The sequence below is a fragment of the Brevundimonas sp. genome, assembly GCF_046295775.1.
In the GTDB taxonomy this organism is placed as follows: domain Bacteria; phylum Pseudomonadota; class Alphaproteobacteria; order Caulobacterales; family Caulobacteraceae; genus Brevundimonas.
Window position 1 is genome coordinate 22,996 of record NZ_JBKBML010000005.1, and the last position, 23,975, is coordinate 46,970.

The window sequence follows — 23,975 nt, forward strand, 5'->3', positions numbered from 1 at the left end:
GTGTCTGGACTTCACCCGCTCCAGATGGTCTGACGGGTCCGAAGGGACGCGCGCCGCCAACGCCAAGACGTCCCGACCGACATCGGGGAATCGAACATGAAGCGTCTTCTTCTGGCGAGCGTCGCCGTTCTCGCCGTGAGCGGCTCGCCTGCACTGGCCCAAGAGTCGCAGATGCCGGCGCAGACGCCGGCGCAGGACGCAGCCGCCGAGACCGCGCCCGCCCGCGCCGAGACGCCGAAGTGGGACGTGCAGAACCCGCCCGGGCCGGCGCGCGACATTGCGATCAACGTCACCGAAGGCACCTGGATGTCGGTGGACGTCAGCCCCGACGGCCGCTCCATCGTCTTCGATCTGCTGGGCGACATCTACGTCATGCCCATCGGCGGCGGCGAGGCGCGCGCCATCGCGTCGGGCGTCGCCTGGGACATGCAGCCGCGCTGGTCGCCGGACGGCCGCCACATCGCCTTCACCTCGGACCGGGCCGGTGGCGACAATCTGTGGGTCATGGACGCCGATGGGTCGAACCCGGTGCAGTTGTCCAAGGAGAGCTTCCGCCTGCTGAACCAGCCGGAGTGGACGCCCGACGGCGAATATGTGGTGGGGCGCAAGCACTTCACCTCGGCCCGTTCGCTGGGGGCCGGCGAGATCTGGATGTATCACCGCTCGGGCGGCGGCGGCGTGCAGCTGACCGAGCGCCGCACCCAGCAGAAGGACACGGGCGAGCCCGCCTTCTCGCCCGATGGCCGCTATCTGTATTTCAGCGACGACGCCACGCCGGGCGGGGTGTTCGAATACAGCAAGGACGTCAACGAGCAGATCTACGTCATCCGGCGGCTCGACCTGCAGACCGGAGAGGTCGAGCCCTACATCACCGGACCGGGCGGCTCGATCCGGCCGACGCCTTCGCCGGACGGCAAGTCGATCGCCTTCGTCCGGCGCGTCCGTTACCAGTCGGTGCTGTATGTCATGGACATCGAGTCCGGCCGCGAGACCGCCGTCTATGACGGGCTGGACCGCGACATGCAGGAGACCTGGGCCGTCCACGGCGTCTATCCGGCCATGAGCTGGACGCCGGACAACCGCTCCATCGTGCTGTGGGCCGGCGGGCAGATCCGACGCGTCGACGTGGTCTCGGGCCAGGCGACCGACATCCCGTTCCGCGTCAACGACACCCGCCGCGTTCAGGACGCCGTGCGGCGCCCCGTCGAGGTCGCGCCCGACCGCTTCGACGTGAAGATGATCCGCTGGGCGACGCCGTCGCCGGACGGCTCGCGAGTCGTGTTCGAAGCGCTGGGCAATCTGTGGATCCGCGATCTGCCGACCGGACAGGCGCGCCGCCTGACGCGTCAGGAGGACCATTTCGAACTGTATCCCAGCTGGTCGCGCGACGGCCGATCGATCGTCTACACGACCTGGAACGACGGCGAGCTGGGCACGGTGCGCGTGGTTCCGGCCTCGGGCGGAGCCGGCCGCGTCGTCTCGACCCGGCCCGGCCACTATGTCGAGCCGACCTTCTCGCCGGACGGGCGCGAGGTGGTGTATCGCGCCATTTCGGGGGGGCGCCTGACCTCGGCCCTGTGGAGCCGCGACACTGGCGTGTATCGCGTCTCCGCCTCGGGCCAGGGCGAGGCCGTGCTGGTCAGCGACCGCGGCTCGGCGCCCCAGTTCGGCGCGAACGGCGAGCGTCTGTTCCTGACCGACCGCGACGGCGACAAGCGCGCCCTGGTGTCGGTCGACCGAAACGGTGAGGACCGCCGCACCCACCTGACCTCGGAATGGGCGACCGAGTTCTCTCTTTCGCCCGACGGACGCTGGATCGGCTGGACTGAACGGTTCAACGCCTATGTCGCGCCCTTCGTGACCACCGGCCGCCCGGTGGCGCTGAGCCCCGACGGCAAGGCCCTGCCCCAGGCGCGGGTCACCCGCGACGCCGGCGAATGGCTGAGTTGGTCGGGCGATTCCCGTCGTCTGCGCTGGTCGCTGGGGTCCCAGCTGTTCACCCGCGACCTGAACCAGGCCTTCGCCTTTGCGGACGGGGCGCCCGAGACCCTGCCCAAGCCCGATGAGACCGGCGTGGACATCGGCTTCAGCGTGGCGACCGACCGGCCCGAAGGCCACATCGCCCTGACCGGCGCGCGGCTGATCACCCTGAACGGCGATCAGGTCATCGAGGATGGCGTGGTGATCATCGACGGCAACCGCATCGCGGCCATCGGCCCGGCCGGCTCGACGACCATTCCGGGCGGAACCCCCACGCTGGACATGGCCGGCAAGACCATCATGCCCGGCATCGTCGACACCCACTGGCACGGGGCCATGGGCTCCAGCGAGATCATCCCGCAGCAGAGCTGGGTCAACTACGCCTCACTGGCCTTTGGCGTGACGACGATCCACGATCCGTCCAACGACACCAGCGAGATCTTCGCCCACAGCGAGCTGGGCCGGGCGGGCCGCGTGGTGGCGCCGCGCATCTTCTCGACCGGCACCATCCTGTATGGCGCGACCACGGCCTCGACCGCCAAGATCGACAGCCTGGACGACGCCTTGTCGACGCTGCGCCGGATGCGCGCTGCCGGCGCCTGGAGCGTGAAGAGCTACAACCAGCCCCGACGCGAACAGCGCCAGCAGGTTATCGAGGCGGCGCGTCAGCTGGACATGATGGTGGTGCCGGAAGGCGGATCGCTGTTCCAGCACAACATGACCATGATCGTGGACGGCCACACCACCATCGAACACGCCATCCCGACCCAGCGCATGTACGACGACGTGCATCAGCTTTGGCGCCAGACCCATGTCGCCTACAACCCAACCATCGTCGTCGCCTATGGCGGCAGCTACGGCGAGAACTACTGGTACCAGGAAAGCCCGGTCTGGGACGATCCGATCCTGACCCAGTATGTGCCGCGCCGCGCCCTGGACGCCCGCGCCCGCCGCATCGGCACGGCCCCGGACAACGAGTGGAACCACATCTCGGTCGCGCGCGAGGCCACGCGCCTGTCGCAGCAGGGCGTCAACGTCCAGATCGGCGCCCACGGCCAGCGCGAGGGTCTGGCCGCCCACTGGGAGATGTGGAGCCTGGCCCAGGGCGGCATGGCGCCGCTGGACATCCTGCGCGCCGGTTCGCTGAACGGCGCCAAGGCGCTGGGCATGGACCGGGATCTGGGCTCGCTGGAGGTCGGCAAGCTGGCCGACATGGTGGTGCTGAACGCCAATCCGCTGGAGAACATCCGCAACACCACGGCCATCGCCTACACCGTGGCCAACGGCCGGGTTTACGATTCCGGCATGAACGAGGTCGCCCCGCGCCAGAAACCACGCCGGCCCTTCTGGTTCGCCGAGACCGGCGGCGAGGGCGTGGCCCCGGGCGAGACCGACGCCGACACCCACGGCCACGGCTCGCACGACCACTGATCCGCTGGCGGCGCGGGGCCCCGGGCTCCGCGCCGCGTCGATAGATTTTTCTGCTTCCAGGAAGAATCTTTATCGATTTTGCTTTCTCAAGAGACGGGCATAGGCTGACCCCCAACGACAATCGACAGGAGGAACGGCCATGGACGGACACGCAGGCGGATCGAGCCCGCTTTCGGATCCCAAGAAGGAAAAGGGCGCCATGCGCTCGCTTCTGGGACGCACCAATCGTGACTGGTGGCCCAACCACCTGGCGGTCGACATCCTTCACCAGCAGGGCCGCACCGGCGACCCGATGGGCGACGACTTCGACTATGCCGAGGCGTTCAAGGCGCTCGACTACGACGCGGTCAAGCGCGACCTGCACGCCCTGATGACGGACAGCCAGCCTTGGTGGCCGGCGGACTACGGCCATTATGGCCCCTTCTTCATCCGCATGGCGTGGCACTCGGCCGGCACCTATCGCACCGGCGACGGCCGCGGCGGTGCGGGCGCCGGCCAGCAGCGCTTCGCCCCGCTCAACTCCTGGCCGGACAACGGCAACCTGGACAAGGCGCGCCGCCTGCTGTGGCCGATCAAGCAGAAGTACGGCGCCAATCTGTCGTGGGCCGACCTGTTCATCCTGGCCGGCAATGTCGCGATCGAATCCATGGGCGGCCCGGTCTTCGGCTTCGGCGGCGGCCGCGCCGACGTCTGGGAGCCCGAGAAGGACGTCTACTGGGGCACCGAGGAGCAATGGGTCGGCGACGAGGGCAATGAGACCCGCATCCAGCCCGACAAGGAGATGGCGCTGGAAGAGCCCCTGGCCGCGATCCAGATGGGCCTGATCTACGTCAATCCGGAAGGCCCGGGCGGCGTGCCCGAGGCGCTGCAGTCCGCGCGCGACATCCGCGAGACCTTCGCCCGCATGGGCATGAACGATGTCGAGACCGCCGCCCTAACCGCCGGCGGCCACACTTTCGGCAAGGCGCACGGCAATGGCGACGCCTCCAAGGTCGGCATCTCGCCGGAGGGCGCCGACATCGCCCAGCAGGGCCTGGGCTGGGTCTCGGGCCACGAGAGCGGCATGGGCGACCACACCATCACCTCGGGCATCGAGGGGGCCTGGACACCCACGCCGATCACCTGGGACATGACCTACTTCGACATGCTGCTGGACCACGAATACGAGCTGGTCCGCTCGCCTGCGGGCGCCAAACAGTGGCAGCCCGTCGGCAATCCCGACGAGACCCTGGCCCCGGCGGCCCACACGCCCGGCAAGCGCGTGCCGACGATGATGACCACCGCCGACATGGCCTTCAAGGTTGACCCCGAATACCGCAAGGTGATGGAGCGCTTCCGCGCAGACCCGGCCTATTTCGCCGATCAGTTCGCGCGCGCCTGGTTCAAGCTGTGCCACCGCGACATGGGCCCGCGCATCCGCTACCTCGGGCCTGAGGTGCCGCAGGAAGATCTGATCTGGCAGGATCCGATCCCGGCGCATACCGGTCCCAAGCTGAGCGACGCCGACGTGGCGACCCTGAAGTCGGCGATCGCCTCGTCGGGCCTGTCGGTGGCGGACCTGGTGCGCACCGCCTGGGCCTCGGCCTCGACCTATCGCGGGTCGGACCACCGCGGCGGCGCCAACGGCGCGCGGATTCGCCTCGCTCCGCAAAAGGACTGGGACGTCAACGAGCCGGCCAAGTTGTCGAAGGTGCTCAAGGCCTATGAGGACATCAAGGCGTCCTCCGGCGTCAACGTCTCCATCGCCGACCTGATCGTGCTGGGCGGCTCGGTCGGGGTCGAACAGGCGGCCAAGGCGGCCGGTTACGACATCACCGTGCCCTTCACGCCCGGCCGCACCGACGCCAGCCAAGAGCAGACCGACGTCGAGGGCTTCAAGGTGCTGGAACCCCGCGCAGACGGCTTCCGCAACTATCTGCAGGTGCGGTTCAACGTGCCGACCGAGGAGCTGCTGGTCGACCGGGCGCAGCTTCTGGGGCTGACCGCGCCGCAGATGGCGGTTCTGGTCGGCGGACTGCGCGTCTTGGGCGTCAACCACGGCGCGTCCGAGAACGGCGTGCTGACGGATCGTCCGGGCCAGCTGACCAACGACTTCTTCGTCAATCTGCTGGACATGAAGACGGCCTGGAAACAGGTGGACGACCACTCCGACGAAACCTTCGTCGGCTCGGATCGCGACACCCACGAGAAGCGCTGGACGGCGACGCGCACCGATCTGGTGTTCGGCTCCAACTCTCAGCTGCGCGCCCTGGCCGAGGTCTACGCCTCTGCAGACGCCGGCGAGAAGTTCGTGCGCGACTTCGTCAGGGCCTGGGTCCAGGTCATGGAAAACGACCGCTACGATGTGCCCCGCCCCGCCCTGCGAGCCCAGCGCTCGCAAGGCTGATCGCTAGACCTGCAAGATCACGCCCCCGGTCGAAAGGCCGGGGGTGTCGATTAAGGCCGGCAATATGTCCGGCCGGTACCAGGGTCTGCGGCTTGCCTACACCAGGTGTGCGAGCGGTTGATCGCTCGTGGTATCCTCACGCATGATCGTCACATCGACCACTTTGAGATGGCCGTCGAAGTGGGCTGCGGAAGCCAGAATGCGAAACTCGCAACGTGACGGCTCAAGCCAATCGCGTGCCAGCGTCACCTGATAAACCCCAGATCGGTCGATCCGCTTCATCATTCTCGCAAAGTCCGGTTCGGCGCCCCAGTCGAACGTCAGGAAGAGGGGCGTTCCGCGAGTGTCGATGATGACCTGGGCGGTCAACGTCCAGCGCCCAGGCGGAAGGGTTGCATAGGGGCCATGCATGACCGTCCGCATCTTGCCTGTCAGCTCGATCTCTCCGGCCGGCAGGCGCGGGTTGGAGGCTTTCTGCTGATCCGGGTAGGAAAAGCTGTCCAGCGAAAGAGTTCTGGATTCGCTGTCCGAGACGCGGTCGTGAGCGGTTGCCGACAAGGGCGGTTTCTCCGTGAAGTCCCGCCCGCGAGGCGAACAGGCCGTGCTGCGGTCCCATACAGGAAAATCCCCGCCTTGGCAGAGGCCCGTTCTCGCCGAGGCCGAGGCACATGGTTCAAATCGTCGCTGGGTCGAGATTGACGTTTCATCAAAACGGCCGACCTCTAGGGTGGCTCCATGAAAAAGCTCGCCCTGACCGCCAGCCTCGCCGCCGTTCTCGGCCTGTCCGCCGCCGCCTGCGCCACGGCGCAAGAGGCCGGCAACCCTCAGGACGCCTTTCTGGCGCGTCTGAACGCCCTGTGCGGCCAGACGTTTGAGGGCCGCGTGGTGACCGACGATCCGGCCGATGCGGACTTCCGCTCCAACCGACTCGTCATGCAGGTCCGTGACTGCGCCGCCGACGAGGTGGGCATTCCCTTCGCCGTCGGCGAGGACCGTTCACGCCGCTGGATCATCACCCGCACCGAACAAGGCCTGCGGCTCAAGCATGATCACCGCGACGAGCAGGGCGTGATCCACGGCTATCACATGTACGGCGGCGACACTGCGAACGAGGGCACGGCCGGGCGTCAGGAGTTTCCAGTCGATCAGGAATCGATCGCGCAGTTCATCGCCGGCGACGCCCAGGTCTCGACCACCAACGTCTGGGCCGTCGAAGTCCACCCGGACAACATTTTCGCCTACGAACTGCGCCGCCCCGAGGGCCGCTTCCTGCGCGTCGAGTTCGACCTGACCCAGCCGGTCACCGACTAGACGACGCGCCAGGGCTCCAGGGGACGGACGGTCGCGCAGGTGGGTGTTCCGTCTCTGCCGCGTCCCGGCAGCACGATTTGCAGGACCGCGCCGTCGCGCGCCTGGGCCAGCAAGTCGGGCGGGATGTCGTGAATATCGACCTTGGCGCGGCGTGCCCATTCGCTGGCGTGATCGCCGGCTGACTTCCCGATCCGAATGTAGACGAAGCGTCGATCCCTGCCTTCGCGCCGCACGAAAGGCCCCAGGAAGCGGCTGTCATCAGACAGCCGCATCTGAATATCGAAGCTAAGCGGCGCCTCCGAGGCCGTGACCGGCGCGAACGGCGCGTCGTCCTTCTGCAGGCTGTAGCGCACGCCTGGGACCGGGTCGGTTATGGTCAGGCGCAAGGTGATCTCGGATGGCATGACGCCTCATAGCAGGCGGATGGAATCGACGTCGATTTCGAGGGTGCGGTTGCGCTCCAGATCGACCTCGCCGCGAATCTCGACCCGAGCGCGGGGTCCGAAGGGTTCGCGGGGTAAGTCGTCGTCGTCGATCTCGACCTGGATCTCGCCCGAGCCGTCCGAGAATATATAGCGCTCATCGCCCACCTTACGGACGATGACGCCGCTCAGGGTCACCTTCTGGTCGTCCACGGGGGTGCGCAGGATTTCGGCCACGCTCGCGGGCGATGGCGTGGCGCCGGGGCCTTGGAATTGGGCGAGAGCGGGCGACGCGATACTGAGAGCCAGGGTCGAGGCGGCGGCGAGAGCAAGTGTGCGGATCATGTCGACTCCGGTGAAATCGGGGGCTGTGGTTCACCGAAGAACCGATTTCCGACGACCGCCGTTCCGCTTGTCAGGCGCGACTTTCCACCACATGGCGGCCTCGAACCATGCGCACGAACGGCAGTGGGCGGTCAGGCTGCTGGAGGCGCTCGGCGATCTCGCCCAGCACGAAGCGGGTGATAGCCGGCAGGTCCAGGGTGCGGGCTTCGGACAGCGGCAGCCAGGCGATCTCGTCCAACTCGCCTGATCCGGCGGTGTGTTCGGGATGCAGCAGATGGCGCGCCTCGGCCATGAAGAAGCGCGCGTCGAAGCGCCGCGCGCGTCCCGGCGGGGTGACGGCGCGCGCCACATAGGTCAGCACCGACAGGTCGGGCAGGGCGCCTTCGCCTCGATACTCCCGCCACGGCCCCGCGACGGAGGCGGGCGGGGCCTTGCGCCCCAGGATCAGGCCCGTCTCCTCATAGGTCTCGCGCACGGCGGCCAGGGCCAGGGCGCGGGCGCGGCGAGCGGGGGTCTCGATCTCCAGCCGGCGCGCCGTGTCGGCGGCGAAGTCCTCGGCGAAGGCGGCGGTGAAATCCGCGCGCTCGATCCGGCCGCCGGGGAACACCCATTTGGAGGCCATGAAGACGTGGCCGGGCGCGCGCCGGCCCATCAGCACTTCGGGCCGATCCCCACCGCGCGTCAGGATCAGGGTGGCGGCGTCCTTGGGCCGCTGCGCGCCGCCGGTGCGCGGCGCGTCCTTCAGGTCCTGAGCCGCGTCGAAGGGTTGGATCAACGCCGCTTGCCCTTGCGCACGCCCTTCAGTCCGCCGGACGGCTTGCCGCCGTTGCGCGGTTTCGGGCCGCCGGGGCGGTTCTTCCCCCGCGAGGGAGGCCCGTCGCCGCCTCTTCCGCGCATGCCGTAGCGGGGGGCGGGCGCGTTCGGATCGCGGGCGTCGGGCTCGCTGAGCATCTCCAGGACCAGGCCGCCGGTGACCGGCGTCGCCTCGGCCAGCCGCACCTCGACCTGACGGCCCAGCACGAACCGCTTGCCGCTGCGCTCGCCGACCAGGGCGTGGGCGCGGTCGTCGTGGGTGAAATACTCGTTGCCCAGCGACGAGACGGGAACGAGGCCGTCGGCGCCCGTCTCCTCCAACCGCACGAACAAGCCGAAACGCGTCACCCCGGTGATGCGTCCCTTGAAGGTCGCGCCCACGCGGTCCTCCAGGAAGGCGGCGATGTAGCGGTCCATGGCGTCACGCTCTGCGGCCATGGAGCGGCGCTCGGTCATGACGACGTGCTCGGCGATGGCCGGCAACTCGGCGATCTCGCGGTCGGTCAGCCCGTCCTTGCCCAGGTTCAGCGCCCGGATCAGGCCCCGGTGCACGATCAGATCGGAATAGCGCCGGATGGGCGACGTGAAGTGGGCGTAGCGATCCAGGTTCAGACCGAAGTGGCCGATGTTCTCGGGGCTGTAGATGGCCTGCATCTGGCTGCGCAGAACCACCTCGTTGACGACCTCGGCGTGCGGCGTGTCGCGGGTCTCTTCCAGCAGGGCGTTGAATCGCGCGGTGGTCGGCGCCTGGCCCTTGTTCCAGGGCTTGCCGATGGTCGACAGAAAGTCGGCCAGGTTAAAGGTCTTCTCCTGGCTGGGCGTCTCGTGGATCCGGTAGAGCAGGGGTGTGCGCTTCTGCTCCAGCGTCTCTGCGGCGCAGACGTTGGCCTGGATCATCATCTCTTCGATCAGCCGGTGCGCCTCCAGCGAGACGCGGGCTTCGATGGAGGCGATCTCGCCCTGCGGCGTCATGCGGATGCGGCGCTCGGCGGACTCGATCTGAAGCGGGCTGCGGCGCTCGCGGCCCTTCAGCATGGCGCGATAGGCGTTCCACAGGGGGTAGAGAATGGCCTCCATGATCGGGCCGGTCGCATCGTCGGTCTGGCCGTCGATGGCGGATTGCGCCTGCTCGTAGCTGAGGCTGGCGTGGCTGCGCATCAGGCCGCGAACGAAGCGGTGGCCCAGCTTCTTGCCATGCTTGTCGAACACCATGCGTACGGCCAGGCAGGCGCGGTTCTCGCCCTGCTTGAGGCTGCACAGGCCGTTGGACAGCACCTCGGGCAGCATCGGCTCGACGCGATCGGGGAAGTAGGTCGAGTTGCCCTTGTCGCGCGCTTCGCGATCCAGGGCCGAGCCGGGGCGGACATAGGCGGCGACGTCGGCGATGGCGACCCAGACGATCCAGCCGCCCTCGTTCTTGGGGTCATCGTCGCGCGTGGCGTAGACGGCGTCGTCGTGGTCGCGCGCGTCGGCCGGATCGATGGTGATCAGCGGCAGGTCACGCAGATCCTCGCGGCCCTTCAGTGTCGGCAGGGCCTGGTCGCCGGCTTCGGCTTCGACGGCCTCCGAGAAACCGGTGGGCACGCTGTGGGCATGAATGGCTAGCAGCGAGGCGGCGCGCGGGTCGTCTTCCTTGCCGATGACTTCCAGGATCTTGCCGCGCTTGGACCCGTGGCGGTGGTCGCTCTTCTCGATCGAGGCCACGACCAGGTCGCCGTCCCGCAGGCCCTCGGCCAGAGCGGGCGGGATGACCAGAACGTCCTTGGAGCGCTTGTCGACCGGCTCGACGCGGGTTTCGCGCGCCGACTTGCGGATCACGCCCAGAACCCGGCCGGTCTCGGCGTCCAGCTTCTTGACCAGCCGGGCCTCCCAGCCGTCGATGCCGCGCTGGAACTTGACCAGCAGTCGGTCGCCCATGCCGGGCGCCGGGCCGCGGCCCTCGCGGTCGGGCATCAGGACGGCGCGGGGGGCATCGGCCGCGCCCTTGACGAGCTCGACGTAAAATTCGCCGTCCGCGTCACGCGCGACGACGTCGGCCACGCCGACGGGGGGCAGGGCCCCGGCCTCGGAGAAGCCGCGTCGGCCGCGCTTGCCCAGCCGGCCTTCGGCCTCAAGCTCCTTGAGCATTTCGCGCAAGAGCCGGCGCTCGGCGCCCTTCAGGCCGAAGGCGCGGGCGATGTCCGCCTTTTCGGCCTCGCCGGCCTCGCGCAGGAAGGCGACGAGGGTGTCTTTGTCGGGGAGACCGGCAGGCGGCCTCTTGGGTGTCTTTGTCATTGAGTCTTTCGTAGCGCGGAACCGCGCCTTGGGTGAAATCTTGCGTGGGTTGACCATGTAGGGCCGGGGCTTCAGCTTCCGCCCCCACTGGAATGGAGTTCCCGATGTCGCTGCCCGTCCTGCCTGCGCTGACTGCGCCGGTCGCCTCTCCGCTGGATCTGATCGGCCGCACGCCGATGGTCGAGGCGACGCGCCTGGACACGGGGCCGTGCCGTCTGTTCCTGAAGCTGGAAAGCCAGAACCCTGGGGGCTCCATCAAGGACCGGATCGCCATCTCCATGCTGGATGCGGCGGAACGGGAAGGATGGTTGAAGCCCGGCGGAACGATCGTCGAAGCGACCGCCGGCAACACGGGCCTGGCGCTGACCCTGGTGGGCCGCGCTCGCGGATATAAGGTGCTGCTGGTCATCCCGGACAAGATGTCCAAGGAAAAAATCCAGCATCTCAGGGCCATGGGCGCCGATGTTCGCCTGACGCGTTCGGACGTGCCGCACGGCCATCCCGAATACTACACCGACATGGCCGAGCGCCTGGCCCAGCAGCTGCCCGACGGCTTCTACGTCAATCAGTTCGCCAACGTCGCCAACGCCGAGGCCCATGTGAAGACGACGGGGCCCGAGATCTGGGAGCAGACGGCCGGTTCGGTCGACGCCTTCGTCGCCGGCATCGGTTCGGGCGGCACCATCACGGGCGTGGCTCAGTATCTGAAGAGTGTGGGCTCGGACGCTCAGATCGTTCTGGCCGACCCGGTGGGTTCGACCCTGGCCGGCATCGTCAACGAGGGCGTGCCGGGGCCGGAAGGCAGCTACACCGTCGAAGGCATCGGCCAGAATTTTGTGCCGGACACCGCCGACATGAGCCTGATCGACAAGGCCTATTCCATCCCCGACGCCGAGGCGATCGCCACGGTGCGCGAACTGCTGCTGAAGGAAGGCATCTTGGCGGGGTCGTCGTCCGGCACCCTGATCGCCGCCGCCCTGCGCTGGTGCCGTGAGCAGACCGAGCCGAAGGTCTGCGTGACCCTGGTCTGCGACACCGGGGCGAAATACCTGTCCAAGGTCTATAACGACGCCTGGCTGGCCGATCAGGGCCTGGGCGAACGCGACATCCATGGCGACCTGTCCGACCTGATCAGCCGCAAATACGCCAAGGGCGACGTGGTCTCGGCCGGGCCGGGTGACACCCTGGACACCGCCTTCAAGCGGATGCGCTCGGCCGACGTGTCGCAGCTGCCGATCATCGACGACGGCCGCCTGGTCGGGATCATCGATGAGAGCGACATCGTCCACGTCATGAACACCGACGCCATCACCCGCGAGGCCCGCTTCAAGAAGCCGGTCGGCGACGTCATGACGCGCGATCTGGACACGCTGCAGGTCAATGAGCCGCTGGACGCCCTGATCCCCATCTTCGACCGCGACCGGGTCGCCCTGGTGCTGGACGGCGAGCAGTTCGTCGGACTGATCACCCGCACCGACCTGATCAACCACCTCAGCCTGAATCGCTAAGCCCATGTCGGACCGCAAGAACAGCCAGGGTTTCTCGACCCGCGCCATCCACGCCGGCCAGAAGCCCGACCCGACGACGGGCGCGGTGATGACGCCGATCTACGCCACCTCCACCTATGCCCAGGAAAGCCCGGGCGTGAACAAGGGCTATGAGTATGCGCGCGGCAAGAACCCGACGCGCGAAGCCTTCGAGGCCTGCATCGCCGATCTGGAGGGGGGCACGCACGGCTTCGGCTTCGGCTCGGGCATGGCGGCGACCTCTACGGCGCTGGAGCTTCTGGACGCGGGCTCTCACATCGTCACCGGCGACGATCTGTACGGCGGCTCGTGGCGGTTGTTCGAGCGGGTGCGGCGTCGGTCCATGGGTCTCGATTTCGCCTATGTGGACCTCAGCGACCTGAGCGCGGTCGAGGCGGCGATCACGCCCAAGACCCGAATGCTGTGGGTCGAGACGCCGACCAATCCGCTGATGAAGCTGGCTGACATCGCGGCCCTGTCGAAGATCGCCAAGGCGCACGGGCTGATCCTGGTGGTCGACAACACCTTCGCCACGCCCTTCTGCCAGCAGCCGCTGGCGCTGGGGGCCGATGTGGTGATGCACTCGGCGACCAAATATCTGAACGGCCACTCAGACATCATCGGGGGCGTGCTGGTGACGGCGAACGCGGACCTGGCGGCCCAGATCAAGTTTCTGCAGAACTCCGTCGGCGGGATCATGGGGCCGTTCGACGCCTTCCTGGCTAACCGGGGGCTAAAGACGCTGGCGCTGCGGATGAAGGCGCACTGCGAGAACGCCCTGACCATCGCGCGCTGGCTTGAAACACGCGCCGGCGTCGCCAAGGTGGTCTATCCGGGTCTGGTCGCCCATCCGCAGCACGAATTGGCGGCGCGCCAGATGACCGGCGGCTTCGGCGGGATGGTCACGGTGGTGCTGGATGGCGACCTGGAGCGCACCAAGCGGGTGCTGGAGAGGGTGCAGGTCTTCACCCTGGCGGAGTCGCTGGGCGGGGTCGAAAGTCTGGTGAACCACCCGGCCATCATGACCCACGCCTCGGTGCCCAAGGATGTGCGTGAAAAGGGCGGAGTCACCGACAGCCTGATCCGTCTGTCCGTCGGCGTCGAGAACGTCGAGGATCTGATCGCGGACCTGGATCAGGCGCTGGGGTAAGCCTCAGCCGGGCAAGGCGGTCTGGTGACCGGTCGCCGGCGGGACCTTCTTCTTGGGCGCGGCGCGCTTGCGGACAGGGGCCGGCTCGCTGGCGGCCTTCTCAGCCAGAACGGCCAGTTGAGTGTCGATCAGCGGCAGGATTTCGCCCGCGCTCGACATCTGGGCGGGCGAGCCGTGCTCCAGAAGACGGGCGGCGTTGGCGCGCAGGGTTTTCAGGTCGGCGGCGGTCATGGTCGTGATCTTGTCGGCCAGCGGCGTCATTTCGTGTCTCCAGGACGGCTTTTCAAAAACGTCGGGGCCGACGCATGGCGCCGGCCCCTTCGTCAGTGTTCAGTTCGACAGGTTCAGTCGGCGGACTTCAGTTGTCCGGCCGATTCCTTGCCGCTGCGCGAGTCGCGCTCGATCTCGTAGGAGACCTTCTGGTTCTCGTTCAGCGAGCCCAGCGACGACGCTTCGACCGCCGAGGCGTGGACGAACACGTCCTTGCCGCCGTCGTCAGGCGCGATGAAGCCGTAGCCTTTGGTGGAGTTGAACCATTTTACAGTGCCGGTAGCCATTTTCAGGACCTCCGTTGAGATTGACCTCAGGAAGGATGTCCTGCGGCCGGTCGGGTCTGAAAGGATCGGCTTGAGACCTCGGTGCGCGATGCAAGGGGCAGCAGCGTTTCGCAGAGAGATCGACGGGTTCAAGGTGGGCGCAATCACGAGCTTTAGCAAGGGCCGCCCGGAAATGAGCGCTCGCGCGGTTCAAAGTTGGGCTCCAACGGCCTAGGTATGGGCCATGCAAAATCTGAACGCCATGCGGGATCGCCTGGCGGAGTATCCGGCGGCGGAAACGCTGATCGGACTGGCTCTGCTTGTCGCCGCCGCCTTCGCCGTGGACTTCCTGGTCCGCAAGGTTCTGTTCCGCGTCATCCGGCAGGTGCTGCACCGGCTGAAGCTGGACAGCGGCTCGCACTCGCTTCAGCCGGTGACCAAGACCCTGGCCCGTCTGGCGCCGGCGATGGTCATCCATCAGGGCATCCTGGCCGTGCCACACATCGCGCCGGCCGCTGCGGTGGTCACGCGCAATGTCGCCAGCGCCTTCATGATCCTGACGGTGGTGATGGCGTTGGCCGCCCTGCTGGACCTGGCCAACCACATCTATTCGCGCCGGCCCAAGGCGGCCGCCCGGCCCATCAAGGGCTATCTGGAGGTGGTCAAGATCCTGCTCTACGCCGTGGCGACCATCCTGATCATCGCCACGCTGATCGAGCGCTCGCCTCTGTTGCTGCTGTCGGGCCTGGGCGCCCTGGCCGCGGTGCTGATGCTGGTGTTCAAGGACACCATCCTGTCGCTGGTGGCGTCGGTCCAGCTGAACTCCAACGACATGCTTCGCGTCGGTGACTGGATCGAGATGCCCCAGCTGAACGCCGACGGCGACGTGGTCGATATCGCCCTGCACACCGTCAAGGTTCAGAACTTCGACCGCACCATCACCACCATCCCGACCTGGCGGCTGATCAACGAGAGCTACAAGAACTGGCGTGGGATGCAGGATTCGGGCGGCCGGCGTATCAAGCGCTCGCTGCTGATCGATCAGTCCAGCGTCCGCTTCATGGACGCCGAGGACGAAGCCCGGTTGAGCCGCTTCGCCCTGATCGACGACTATCTGGAAGCCAAGGCGAACGAGCTGAAAATCTGGAATCAAACCCTGACCGACGCCGGCCGCGACGTTGTCAATGCGCGCCGCCAGACCAACCTCGGCGCCTTCCGTGCCTATGTGGAGAGCTATCTGCGCAGCCATGCCCGCATCCATCAGGGCATGACCGTGATGGTGCGCCAGCTTGCTCCGTCGTCCGAGGGCTTGCCGCTGGAAGTCTACTGCTTCACCTCAACCACGGCCTGGGCCGAGTACGAGGGCATTCAGGCGGACATCTTCGACCACTTGCTGGCGATCCTGCCCGAATTCGGCCTGAGGCAGTTCCAGCAGCCCAGCGGGGCCGACTTCGCCGGTTTCGGCCGCGAGATGGATGCGAACCGCGCAGCGTGATGCGGCGTGGCTAGTGCTTCTGCGCGGCAGGCGTTAAACCCGAGGCGGGGATGCGTCGCGCGGAGTCGGTGGTGAAGATAGCGGAACGCTGGTTGGTCATGGCGGGCGTCGGCTTGTTGGGCGCGATCGCCCTGGCCGGCGTGATCGTGGCCGTCTACGCGGCCTGGGTCTTCCATGACCTGCCCGACACCTCTGAGCTGGCGGACTATCGTCCGCCGACGGCGACGCGCGTCTATGCCGGGGACGGCACGCTGATCGGCGAGTTCTCGGACGAGCGCCGAATTTACGTCACCTATGACCAGATCCCGGAGACGGTGATCCACGCCTTCCTGGCGGCTGAGGACAGCAACTTCTTCGGCCATGGCGGCATCGACGTTTCGGGCCTCGGCCGGGCCATGATCAACAACGTCTTCAACGTTGCATCGGGCCGACGGCTGGAAGGCGGATCGACGATCAGCCAGCAGGTGGCCAAGAACGTGCTGCTGACCAATGAGACCAGCCTGAACCGCAAGCTCAAGGAAGCCATCCTGACCAGCCGTCTGGAGACGGTTCTGAGCAAGGAGCAGATCCTGGAGCTGTATCTGAACGAAATTTTCCTGGGCTATCGCTCCTACGGCGTGGCCTCGGCGGCCTTCAACTATTTCGGCAAGTCGCTGAACCAGCTGACGCCGGACGAGGCGGCGTTCCTGGCGGCTCTGCCCAAGGGACCGAACAACTATCACCCCAAACGCCACCCTGGCGCGGCCAAGGGCCGGCGCGACTGGGTGCTGAACGAGATGGCGGACAATCGCTGGCTGTCGCGCGCTGACCTCGAAACCGCGCTGGCTCGGCCGTTGCAGACCCTGGATGCGCCGCGACGGGCCGCCTACGCCGACGCCGACTTCTTCGTGGAAGAGGCGCGCCGCCGCGCCATCGGCCTGTTCGGCCGGCCGGAAGTCAATGGCGGCGGCTATTACATGCGCACCACGCTGGACCCCGACCTTCAGTCGGCGGCGCGCGACGCCCTGATGCGAGGCCTCGAGAACTACGATCGCCGTCATGGCTGGCGCGGGCCTTGGGGCAAGACCGAGTTCGAGGACGGCTGGCAGCAGGCCGCGCTTCGCCGCACCGTCCCGTCCGAACGCCGCACCTGGGAGGCCGCCGCCGTCGAAAGCGTGTCGGGCAACACCGTGCGCATCCGCACCGCGCGTACGGACCGCGAGGGCGCGCTGGTCAGCGCCGACGCCGCCTGGGCCAACGCCCGGCGACGGCTGGAGCGCGGCGACCTGATCTTCGTGGAGCCCTCCGGCGGCCAGTTCGCGCTTAAACAGGTGCCGGCCGTCAACGGCGCTCTGGTGGCGATCGAACCTCAGACGGGCCGGGTGCTGGCCATGGTCGGCGGCTATTCCTACGCCATCAGCAGTTTCAACCGCGCCACCCAGGCGCGCCGTCAGCCGGGCTCGGCCTACAAGCCCTTCGTCTACGCCACCGCCTTGGAAGGCGATTTCACGCCCGCCTCGATCGTGCTGGACGCGCCGATCAGCTTCCCCGGCGGGCCGGGCGGGCGTCGGTGGACGCCCGAGAACTACAGCCGGCAATACTATGGCCCGCAGACCCTGCGTCGCGGGCTGGAGCTGTCGCGCAACGTCATGACCGTGCGTCTGGCGCAGGCGGTGGGCATGGATAAGATCGTGGCCCAGTCCGAAAAGATGGGCCTGCCTGGCATGACGCCCAACCTTTCGGTGTCGCTGGGCGCGGGGGAGACCACGCCCTACCAGCTGACCGCCGCCTACGCCGCCTTCGTCAACGGCGGCCGCCGGGTCGATCCCTATTTGATAGAGATGGTGCAAGATCGGAACGGCGAGACCATCTATCGGGCGGACCGTCGTCAGTGCCGCGACTGCGGACGGGGCTTCTCCGGCCAGGAGTCACCGCGCCTGCCGGATCGCGGCGAGCAGGTTCTGGACCCCATCACCGCCTATCAGGTCAGTTCCATGCTGGAAGGCGTGGTTCAGCGCGGCACCGCCGCCAGCGCGCGCGGCCTGGGCCGTTGGGTGGGCGGCAAGACGGGCACGACCAACGAATATCGCTCGGCCTGGTTCGTCGGCTTCACCACCGACATCGTGGTCGGGGTGTTCGTCGGCTATGACGACAACCGGTCCTTGGGTGGGGGCGAGGCTGGGGCCTCGACCGCCGTGCCGATCTTCAACGAGTTCATGCAGACGGCGCTGAAGGAACGTCCCGCGCGGCCGTTCGTGCGGCCTCGCAACGCCGTGTTCCGCACGGTTAACGGCATCGAGGAAGCCTTCCGCCCAGGCACCGAGCGCCAGGCGCCGCCGCCGCGTCCGGCCGAGCCGGTCGGACCGCAGAACTACTACGACGTCATCCGTCGCGAGGCCGAGGCCGCGGGCCAGACCCCGCCGCCCGCCGCCGCCGGGCCACCGCCTCCTGTGACGCCCCCGCCGCCCCGCAAGGAGCCGGCCGAGGATCTGACGGGCCTGTATTGACCCCGTGGCGAGAAGGACGGTTGAGCCCGAGGGCTCGACCCTCTATCTCCCGCCGCTCACATGAATGTCGCCGGAGATTGCGATGAGACCGGATGTCGAGGCCATGAAGGCCGACATCGAGCAGAGCGTCGCTCTGCTCAGGAGGCGTCTTTGACTGGGATGTCGCTGTCAGAAAGCTCGATGAGCTGAACGCGCGGGTCGAGGATCCGACCCTGTGGGACAACCCCGACGAAGCCCAGGCCGTCTCCAGGGACCGCTCGCGCCTTGAAGCCCAGATCAACGCCGTTAAGGCGATGGAGCAGGGCCTCGAGGACGGCGTCATGCTGGCCGAAATGGCCGATGAAGAGGGCGACGAGGATGCGCTGGAAGGCGCGCGCGCCGACCTCAAGGCCATCAAGGAACGCGCCGCCCGCGCCGAACTGGAAGCCCTGCTGTCCGGCGAGGCCGACGGCAACGACGCCTATCTGGAAGTAAACTCCGGCGCCGGCGGCACCGAGTCCAACGACTGGGCCGGCATGCTGCTGCGCATGTATTCGCGCTGGGCCAAGGCGCACGGCTACGAGGTCGAGCTGGAGGCGGAGGAGGGCGGCGAACAGGCCGGCATCAAGTCCGCCACCATCCAGGTGAAAGGCCCCAACGCCTATGGCTGGCTGAAGTCGGAGTCCGGGGTGCACCGTCTGGTGCGCATCAGCCCGTATGACGCGGCGGCCAAGCGCCACACCTCCTTCGCCTCGATCGGGGTGTCGCCGGTGGTGGACGACGCCATCGAGATCGACATCAACCCGTCGGACGTGCGCACCGACACCTATCGCGCGTCCGGCGCGGGCGGTCAGCACATCAACAAGACCGACTCGGCCGTTCGCCTGACCCACGTCCCGACCAACACGGTCGTGGCCTGCCAGGCCGGCCGCTCGCAGCACCAGAACCGCGAACAGGCCTGGAAAATGCTGCGCGCCCGCCTGTACGAGCTAGAGCTGCAGAAGCGCGAGGCGGCGGCGCAGGCCCTGGCGGACGCCAAGACCGACATCGGCTGGGGGCACCAGATCCGATCCTACGTCCTGCAGCCGTATCAGATGGTCAAGGACCTGCGCACCGAGGTCGAGACCTCGGACACGCAAGGGGTGCTGGACGGCGACCTGGACCAGTTCATGGGCGCCGCGCTGGCGGCCCGGGTCGGCGAGACCCGAGGCTCCACGACGGAGTGAGAAAAAGGGGCGGTCCGCAGGGACCGCCCCTTTTGATTTGGATCAGGCGGCGGCCGGCTTGGCCGGGGCGGGTTGGTCCTTGGCGACCATGGGGGCCGGCTTGGCGGCGGCCTCGGGCTTGTAGCGGTCCACGGCCGGTTCGACCGCCGCGTCGCGCTTGGCCTGGGTGCAGCGGCCCTGGAACCAGGCGCCCTGTTCGATGGACAGCTGCTCCTGGGTGATGTCGCCGTCCACGCGGGCCGAGGCGTGCAGCCGGACCTGCTTGGCCACGATGGAGCCCGAGATGCGGCCGCGTATTTCGAGCACGTCGGCGGCGACCGAGCCCTCGACCGAGCCGTTCTCGCCGATGGTGACGCGGGCCACGCGCACGTCGCCCTTCAGCGAGCCGTCAATCTGAAGATCGCCGCCGCCCGAGATATTGCCCTCGTATTTCACGCCGGCCGACAGGGTCGACAGGTTGCTGGAACGCGGCGCGGCGGGCGCGGCGGCCGGACGCGGCGCGGGCGTTTCGGCGCGCTGCGGCTCGGGCGAGGGGGTGGGGTCGGGGATGCCGAACCCGTTGTCTGTCTTGGTCTTGTTGAACATGGTCGATCTCTCCGATGTCCCCCGCGCCGGGCGGTCCTGACGCCCTGGGCGCTGGCCCGGCGATACTTAAGCGACAGGTCCGCGCTCGTGACAAGGCGCCGCGTGCGACCGACGCTCGTCGATCACAGGCCTTCGACGGCCGCCAGCACCTCTTCGGCGTGGCCCTTGACCTTCACATTGCGCCAGGCGCGGGCGATGCGGCCCTGGTCGTCGATCAGGAAGGTCGCCCGTTCGATCCCCATGTATTTGCGGCCGTAGAGCTGTTTCTCGACCCAGACGCCCCAGGCGTCGGTGACCGCGCCGTCCTCGTCGGAGCCCAGGACGACCTTGAGGTTATGCTTTGCCTTGAACCGATCCAGCTTCTTCACCGCGTCGCGCGACACGCCGATCACCACCGCGTCGCGCGCTGCGAACCGATCGATCAGGGCCGAGAAGTCCTGCCCTTCGGTGGTGCAGCCCGGCGTGTCGGCTTTTGGGTAGAAATAGACCACGGTCGGGCCGGCGCGATCCGCCAGCGTGAACCGCTCGCCGCCGTCGGTCGGCAGATCGAGGGGCGGGGCAGGGGTTCCGGCATCCATGTTCAGTCTCCGCTCGGATCAGATGGCTTTGACCAGCACGATTTTCTTCTTCCCGGCGGCCAGCTTGATGACGCCGTCCTTCAGGTCGGCTTCGGTCAGCAGTTGAGCGCCGTCGGCGACGGGCGTGTCGTTCAGGCGCAGGCCGCCGCCCTGGGCCAGGCGGCGGGCCTCGCCATTGGAGGCGGTCAGGCCGGCGCGGGTCACCACGGCGGCGATCATGGCGCCGTAGACCTCGGCCCCGGGCAATTCGACGGTCGGGAGGTCGGCCGACAGCTGGCCCTTTTCAAAGGCGCTTTCGGCGGCGGCGCGCGCCTTGGCGGCTTCCTCCGGGCCGTGCAGCATGGTCGTCGTGGCGTCGGCCAGCGCCTTCTTGGCGTCGTTGATGGCTGCGCCTTGAAGGGCCTCGTAGCCGGCGATCTCGGCGTCCGACAGGTCGGTGAACAGGCGCATGAAGCGGCCCACGTCGCCGTCCTCGGTGTTGCGCCAGTACTGCCAGTACTCGTACGGCGACAGGGCGTCGGCGTTCAGCCAGACGGCGCCGCCCACGGTCTTGCCCATCTTCTGGCCCGAGGCGGTCGACAAGAGCGGCGTGGTCAGGCCGAAAGCGGCCTTGTGGTCCACGCGGCGGGTCAGTTCGACCCCGTTGACGATGTTCCCCCACTGATCCGACCCGCCCATCTGCAGCGTGCAGCCATAGCGCCGGTTCAGCTCCAGGAAGTCGGTCGCCTGCATCAGCATGTAGTTGAACTCGAGGAAGGTCAGCGGCTGCTCGCGTTCCAGGCGCAGCTTGACCGAGTCGAAGCTCAGCATGCGGTTGACGGTGAAGTGGGTGCCGTAATCGCGCAGGAACTCCAGATAGCCGAGCTTCGACAGCCACTCGTCGTTGTCCAGCATGACCGCGTCGGTCGGGCCGTCGCCGAAGGTCAGGAACTTCTCGAACACGCCCTTGATGCCGGCGATGTTCTCGTTGATCCGCTCTTGCGTCAGCAGCGGGCGCTGGGTGTCCTTGAACGAGGGGTCGCCCACCTTTGTCGTGCCGCCGCCCATCAGGACGATGGGCTTGTGCCCCGCCTGCTGCAGCCGACGCAGCAGCATGATCTGGATCAGATGGCCGACGTGCAGCGACGGCGCGGTGGCGTCGAAGCCGATATAGCCCGTCACCACGCCCGAAGCCGCCGCCGCATCCAGCTCGGCCGGATGGGTGATCTGATGGATATAGCCCCGCGCCTGCATGGTGCGGAGGAAATCGGACGTGAAGGCGTGCTCGGTCATGGCCGCTGCGTTAGCAGGGAAGGCGGCGAGGGTCAGCCCCTGGAGGGCTTGGACGGGCATGGCTTCGCGGCAGCGGACTTCGCAAGTGACAGCTAAGGGTGATTGGCGGACATCGGTTATTCGGTCACGTTCAAGCGAACCGTCGCTCCATCAGGGAGGTCTTTGATCTGCTGAAAGAGGTCAGCGGTGAAAGAAAACCACTCTTGCCAATGGGTGATCCAGATGTTCGAAGCCGTGTATTCACCGCCCAGAATGGGCAAGGTAGTGAAGGCGTAGCACTCGCCTTCACCCAGGATTTTCCCATCGACACGGCACTGATCCACGAGGCGACGGAGTTGCCAACCATGCGGGTCATCCTCGATTTCTCGCCGATACTCCTCTTCAGAGGACGCTATGCGCTGGGCGGCATGAGATGCTCGTTCGAGCATATGCACTGTGCCGTCGCCAACGAGCACAAACGCGTCTCCGAACAGGTTTGTCTGTAGGACGCGGACAGGATTAGGCAGAATGGGCAACCAGCAGGAGAGGTCGGCCTCGTTGGCCTGTTCGGGCAGGAGGTATGTGAATGGGTTCATCTGCGCCACGCTGGCCTACGGAGCGAATGTCCGCAACGGGTCGAAAGCAAACTTCGCCTTCCGTGCCATATTCGGACCTCCAGACCCAAGCTGCACCCCTCAAATCGTCTTAGCTGTTGTCAAACGGCGGCGGAGTTCGGAAACGGTCTTCGCTCACACCCAGCTTGAAGGCTTCGTCATGCGCATCGGCACTCCTCTTTCCGACACCGCCGTGCGGGTCATGCTTCTGGGCTCGGGAGAGCTGGGCAAGGAGGTCGCCATCGAGCTTCAGCGCCTGGGCGTCGAGGTCGTGGCGGTGGATCGCTATCCGAACGCGCCGGCCATGCAGGTGGCGCATCGCAGCCACGTCATCCCCATGACCGATCCGCAGGTGCTGAACGGCCTCATCATGGCCGAGGCGCCGCACCTGATCGTGCCCGAGATCGAGGCCATCGCCACCGACGTGCTGGCCGCCATCGAGGCGGCGGGCATGGCGACCGTGGTCCCGACCGCGCGCGCCGTGCAGCTGACCATGAACCGCGAGGGCATCCGTCGCCTGGCCGCCGAAGAGCTGGGTCTGGCGACCAGCCCCTACGCCTTCGCCGGCTCGGCCGAGGAGCTTGCGGCGGGGGCCGAGGCCGTCGGCTATCCCTGCTTCGTCAAGCCGGTCATGTCCTCGTCGGGCAAGGGCCAGTCCTTTGTCGAATCCGCCGAAGAGATCGCCGACGCCTGGACGCACGCCCAAGACGCCGGGCGCGTCTCGGGCGGCCGTGTCATCGTGGAGGGCCGCATCGATTTCGACTTCGAGATCACGCTGCTGACTGTGCGCTCACTGCGCGACGGCGCGATCGTCACCGACTTCTGCGCCCCCATCGGCCACCGCCAGGTCAAGGGCGACTACGTCGAGAGCTGGCAGCCCCAGGCGATGAGCCCCGCCGCCCTGGCCGCCGCCCAGGACATTGCGGCGCGCGTCACGGAGTCGCTGGGCGGCCTGGGTCTGTTCGGCGTCGAACTGTTCGTGAAGGGCGACCAGGTCTGGTTCTCGGAAGTATCGCCGCGCCCGCACGACACCGGTCTGGTCACCCTGGCCAGCCAGGCGCAGAGCGAGTTCGCCCTGCACGCCCGCGCCATCCTGGGCCTGCCGGTGGACGCAGCCCAGCGCGAACCCGCCGCCAGCGCCGTCATCTATGGCGGCCTGGAGGCCCAGGGCGTCGTCTTCGAAGGCGTGGCCGAGGCGCTGTCCGTTCCAACCGCCGACCTGCGCCTGTTCGGCAAGCCCGAGGCCTATGAGCGCCGCCGCATGGGCGTCGCCACCGCGCGCGGCGAGACGGTCGAGCAGGCGCGGGAGCGCGCCCGCGAGGCGGCGTCTCGCGTGCGCGTCCGGGCGCAGTAGGCGCCGAGCCTATTCGTAGCCGTGGGCCGCCTCATTGATGACCAGCGGCGCCATTTCCGAGAAGTCGACGGCGACCGGCTGCACGGTCTTGGCCTGGAAGGTCTTGAGCACGTGGGTCAGGCGGCGGCGCACTTCGCGCTCGGCCTCCGTTCCGGCGTCCAGCGCCAGTGGGGCGAGGCAGAAGTCCAGGATGGCGTCAGTCTGGCTTATCGGTTCCATGGTCGATCCTTTCG

The 23,975-nt window shown here is 67.6% G+C and carries 21 protein-coding genes; 9 read left to right on the forward strand and 12 right to left on the reverse strand.

What is annotated here, in order from left to right; all coding sequences use genetic code 11:
* Positions 1-96: 96 nt before the first annotated feature.
* Both ACK4I0_RS04720 and katG read left to right on the forward strand, forming a co-directional pair.
* On the forward strand, positions 97-3,411 hold the full coding sequence (locus tag ACK4I0_RS04720) for an amidohydrolase family protein (RefSeq protein ID WP_409608506.1): 3,315 nt from the start codon (positions 97-99) through the stop codon (positions 3,409-3,411).
* Positions 3,412-3,550: 139 nt separating this feature from the next.
* Positions 3,551-5,797 carry a catalase/peroxidase HPI gene (gene katG / locus ACK4I0_RS04725; RefSeq protein ID WP_409608508.1) on the forward strand — a complete coding sequence of 749 codons (2,247 nt, stop codon included), beginning with the start codon at positions 3,551-3,553 and terminating at the stop codon, positions 5,795-5,797.
* Positions 5,798-5,893: 96 nt separating this feature from the next.
* On the opposite strand, the gene ACK4I0_RS04730 is transcribed toward katG, so the two are convergent.
* Positions 5,894-6,355 carry a hypothetical protein gene (locus tag ACK4I0_RS04730; protein WP_409608510.1) on the reverse strand — a complete coding sequence of 154 codons (462 nt, stop codon included), beginning with the start codon at positions 6,353-6,355 and terminating at the stop codon, positions 5,894-5,896.
* 177 nt (positions 6,356-6,532) lie between these two features.
* On the opposite strand from ACK4I0_RS04730, the gene ACK4I0_RS04735 reads away from it, so the two are divergent.
* The gene (locus ACK4I0_RS04735) at positions 6,533-7,108 is read left to right on the forward strand and encodes a hypothetical protein (RefSeq protein WP_409608512.1); all 576 of its coding nucleotides are present in this window, start codon (positions 6,533-6,535) and stop codon (positions 7,106-7,108) included.
* Here the strand turns inward: ACK4I0_RS04735 and ACK4I0_RS04740 are convergent.
* The 4 genes from ACK4I0_RS04740 to rnr all read right to left on the reverse strand — a co-directional run bounded on the left by ACK4I0_RS04740 (position 7,105) and on the right by rnr (position 10,962).
* Positions 7,105-7,512: a DUF5990 family protein gene (locus ACK4I0_RS04740; RefSeq protein WP_409608514.1), complete on the reverse strand. Its 408-nt coding sequence runs from the start codon at positions 7,510-7,512 to the stop codon at positions 7,105-7,107. The genes ACK4I0_RS04735 and ACK4I0_RS04740 overlap by 4 nt on opposite strands.
* Before the next feature lie 6 nt (positions 7,513-7,518).
* The gene (locus ACK4I0_RS04745; protein ID WP_409608516.1) at positions 7,519-7,875 is read right to left on the reverse strand and encodes a YgiW/YdeI family stress tolerance OB fold protein; all 357 of its coding nucleotides are present in this window, start codon (positions 7,873-7,875) and stop codon (positions 7,519-7,521) included.
* Between the two features lie 70 nt (positions 7,876-7,945).
* Positions 7,946-8,647 (reverse strand): NUDIX hydrolase, encoded by a 702-nt coding sequence (locus ACK4I0_RS04750; RefSeq protein WP_409608760.1) that lies wholly within the window; start codon positions 8,645-8,647, stop codon positions 7,946-7,948.
* A complete protein-coding gene (rnr, locus tag ACK4I0_RS04755; protein WP_409608518.1) occupies positions 8,647-10,962 on the reverse strand; it encodes a ribonuclease R in 2,316 nt (771 codons plus the stop codon). Before rnr ends, ACK4I0_RS04750 begins: the two co-directional genes overlap by 1 nt.
* A 104-nt stretch (positions 10,963-11,066) precedes the next feature.
* Here rnr and ACK4I0_RS04760 point away from each other — a divergent pair, with 104 nt between their 5' ends.
* Both ACK4I0_RS04760 and ACK4I0_RS04765 read left to right on the forward strand, forming a co-directional pair.
* Positions 11,067-12,470: a pyridoxal-phosphate dependent enzyme gene (locus tag ACK4I0_RS04760; RefSeq protein WP_409608520.1), complete on the forward strand. Its 1,404-nt coding sequence runs from the start codon at positions 11,067-11,069 to the stop codon at positions 12,468-12,470.
* A 4-nt stretch (positions 12,471-12,474) separates the two neighbouring features.
* Positions 12,475-13,638 carry a cystathionine gamma-synthase gene (locus ACK4I0_RS04765; protein ID WP_409608522.1) on the forward strand — a complete coding sequence of 388 codons (1,164 nt, stop codon included), beginning with the start codon at positions 12,475-12,477 and terminating at the stop codon, positions 13,636-13,638.
* A 3-nt stretch (positions 13,639-13,641) separates the two neighbouring features.
* Here ACK4I0_RS04765 and ACK4I0_RS04770 read toward each other — a convergent pair whose 3' ends face one another.
* Both ACK4I0_RS04770 and ACK4I0_RS04775 read right to left on the reverse strand, forming a co-directional pair.
* A complete protein-coding gene (locus ACK4I0_RS04770) occupies positions 13,642-13,899 on the reverse strand; it encodes a hypothetical protein (protein WP_409608524.1) in 258 nt (85 codons plus the stop codon).
* A gap of 83 nt (positions 13,900-13,982) precedes the next feature.
* Positions 13,983-14,195 (reverse strand): cold-shock protein, encoded by a 213-nt coding sequence (locus tag ACK4I0_RS04775; RefSeq protein WP_135064126.1) that lies wholly within the window; start codon positions 14,193-14,195, stop codon positions 13,983-13,985.
* Between the two features lie 223 nt (positions 14,196-14,418).
* Here ACK4I0_RS04775 and ACK4I0_RS04780 point away from each other — a divergent pair, with 223 nt between their 5' ends.
* The 3 genes from ACK4I0_RS04780 to prfB all read left to right on the forward strand — a co-directional run bounded on the left by ACK4I0_RS04780 (position 14,419) and on the right by prfB (position 19,360).
* Positions 14,419-15,669 (forward strand): mechanosensitive ion channel family protein, encoded by a 1,251-nt coding sequence (locus tag ACK4I0_RS04780; protein ID WP_409608526.1) that lies wholly within the window; start codon positions 14,419-14,421, stop codon positions 15,667-15,669.
* Positions 15,670-15,719: 50 nt separating this feature from the next.
* Positions 15,720-18,155 carry a penicillin-binding protein 1A gene (locus ACK4I0_RS04785; protein ID WP_409608528.1) on the forward strand — a complete coding sequence of 812 codons (2,436 nt, stop codon included), beginning with the start codon at positions 15,720-15,722 and terminating at the stop codon, positions 18,153-18,155.
* An 82-nt stretch (positions 18,156-18,237) separates the two neighbouring features.
* Positions 18,238-19,360, forward strand: a protein-coding gene (gene prfB, locus ACK4I0_RS04790; RefSeq protein ID WP_135064117.1) for a peptide chain release factor 2 whose coding sequence is annotated in 2 segments (ribosomal slippage) — positions 18,238-18,306 and positions 18,308-19,360 — 1,122 coding nt in all. Because the reading frame shifts where the segments join, the coding sequence is not laid out codon by codon here.
* A 42-nt stretch (positions 19,361-19,402) separates the two neighbouring features.
* On the opposite strand, the gene ACK4I0_RS04795 is transcribed toward prfB, so the two are convergent.
* The 4 genes from ACK4I0_RS04795 to ACK4I0_RS04810 all read right to left on the reverse strand — a co-directional run bounded on the left by ACK4I0_RS04795 (position 19,403) and on the right by ACK4I0_RS04810 (position 22,370).
* On the reverse strand, positions 19,403-19,945 hold the full coding sequence (locus ACK4I0_RS04795) for a polymer-forming cytoskeletal protein (RefSeq protein ID WP_409608531.1): 543 nt from the start codon (positions 19,943-19,945) through the stop codon (positions 19,403-19,405).
* 122 nt (positions 19,946-20,067) lie between these two features.
* Positions 20,068-20,523, reverse strand: a complete 456-nt coding sequence (locus ACK4I0_RS04800; RefSeq protein ID WP_409608533.1) for a peroxiredoxin — start codon at positions 20,521-20,523, stop codon at positions 20,068-20,070.
* An 18-nt stretch (positions 20,524-20,541) separates the two neighbouring features.
* Positions 20,542-21,795 (reverse strand): tyrosine--tRNA ligase, encoded by a 1,254-nt coding sequence (gene tyrS, locus ACK4I0_RS04805; RefSeq protein ID WP_409608762.1) that lies wholly within the window; start codon positions 21,793-21,795, stop codon positions 20,542-20,544.
* A 116-nt stretch (positions 21,796-21,911) separates the two neighbouring features.
* Positions 21,912-22,370 (reverse strand): T6SS immunity protein Tdi1 domain-containing protein, encoded by a 459-nt coding sequence (locus ACK4I0_RS04810; RefSeq protein WP_409608764.1) that lies wholly within the window; start codon positions 22,368-22,370, stop codon positions 21,912-21,914.
* Between the two features lie 178 nt (positions 22,371-22,548).
* Between ACK4I0_RS04810 and purT the strand changes: the two genes are divergently transcribed.
* The gene (gene purT / locus ACK4I0_RS04815; protein ID WP_409608535.1) at positions 22,549-23,742 is read left to right on the forward strand and encodes a formate-dependent phosphoribosylglycinamide formyltransferase; all 1,194 of its coding nucleotides are present in this window, start codon (positions 22,549-22,551) and stop codon (positions 23,740-23,742) included.
* 9 nt (positions 23,743-23,751) lie between these two features.
* Here purT and ACK4I0_RS04820 read toward each other — a convergent pair whose 3' ends face one another.
* Positions 23,752-23,961 carry a hypothetical protein gene (locus ACK4I0_RS04820; protein WP_135061626.1) on the reverse strand — a complete coding sequence of 70 codons (210 nt, stop codon included), beginning with the start codon at positions 23,959-23,961 and terminating at the stop codon, positions 23,752-23,754.
* Positions 23,962-23,975: the final 14 nt, after the last annotated feature.

Coding starts and splice junctions, on each gene's coding strand:
- ACK4I0_RS04720 (WP_409608506.1), top strand. CDS start 97: ATGAAGCGTCTTCTTCTGGCGAGCGTCGCCGTTCTCGCCGTGAGCGGC.
- katG (WP_409608508.1), top strand. CDS start 3,551: ATGGACGGACACGCAGGCGGATCGAGCCCGCTTTCGGATCCCAAGAAG.
- ACK4I0_RS04735 (WP_409608512.1), top strand. CDS start 6,533: ATGAAAAAGCTCGCCCTGACCGCCAGCCTCGCCGCCGTTCTCGGCCTG.
- ACK4I0_RS04740 (WP_409608514.1), bottom strand. CDS start 7,512: ATGCCATCCGAGATCACCTTGCGCCTGACCATAACCGACCCGGTCCCA.
- ACK4I0_RS04745 (WP_409608516.1), bottom strand. CDS start 7,875: ATGATCCGCACACTTGCTCTCGCCGCCGCCTCGACCCTGGCTCTCAGT.
- rnr (WP_409608518.1), bottom strand. CDS start 10,962: ATGACAAAGACACCCAAGAGGCCGCCTGCCGGTCTCCCCGACAAAGAC.
- ACK4I0_RS04760 (WP_409608520.1), top strand. CDS start 11,067: ATGTCGCTGCCCGTCCTGCCTGCGCTGACTGCGCCGGTCGCCTCTCCG.
- ACK4I0_RS04765 (WP_409608522.1), top strand. CDS start 12,475: ATGTCGGACCGCAAGAACAGCCAGGGTTTCTCGACCCGCGCCATCCAC.
- ACK4I0_RS04770 (WP_409608524.1), bottom strand. CDS start 13,899: ATGACGCCGCTGGCCGACAAGATCACGACCATGACCGCCGCCGACCTG.
- ACK4I0_RS04775 (WP_135064126.1), bottom strand. CDS start 14,195: ATGGCTACCGGCACTGTAAAATGGTTCAACTCCACCAAAGGCTACGGC.
- ACK4I0_RS04780 (WP_409608526.1), top strand. CDS start 14,419: ATGCAAAATCTGAACGCCATGCGGGATCGCCTGGCGGAGTATCCGGCG.
- ACK4I0_RS04785 (WP_409608528.1), top strand. CDS start 15,720: ATGCGTCGCGCGGAGTCGGTGGTGAAGATAGCGGAACGCTGGTTGGTC.
- ACK4I0_RS04795 (WP_409608531.1), bottom strand. CDS start 19,945: ATGTTCAACAAGACCAAGACAGACAACGGGTTCGGCATCCCCGACCCC.
- ACK4I0_RS04800 (WP_409608533.1), bottom strand. CDS start 20,523: ATGGATGCCGGAACCCCTGCCCCGCCCCTCGATCTGCCGACCGACGGC.
- tyrS (WP_409608762.1), bottom strand. CDS start 21,795: ATGACCGAGCACGCCTTCACGTCCGATTTCCTCCGCACCATGCAGGCG.
- ACK4I0_RS04810 (WP_409608764.1), bottom strand. CDS start 22,370: ATGAACCCATTCACATACCTCCTGCCCGAACAGGCCAACGAGGCCGAC.
- purT (WP_409608535.1), top strand. CDS start 22,549: ATGCGCATCGGCACTCCTCTTTCCGACACCGCCGTGCGGGTCATGCTT.
- ACK4I0_RS04820 (WP_135061626.1), bottom strand. CDS start 23,961: ATGGAACCGATAAGCCAGACTGACGCCATCCTGGACTTCTGCCTCGCC.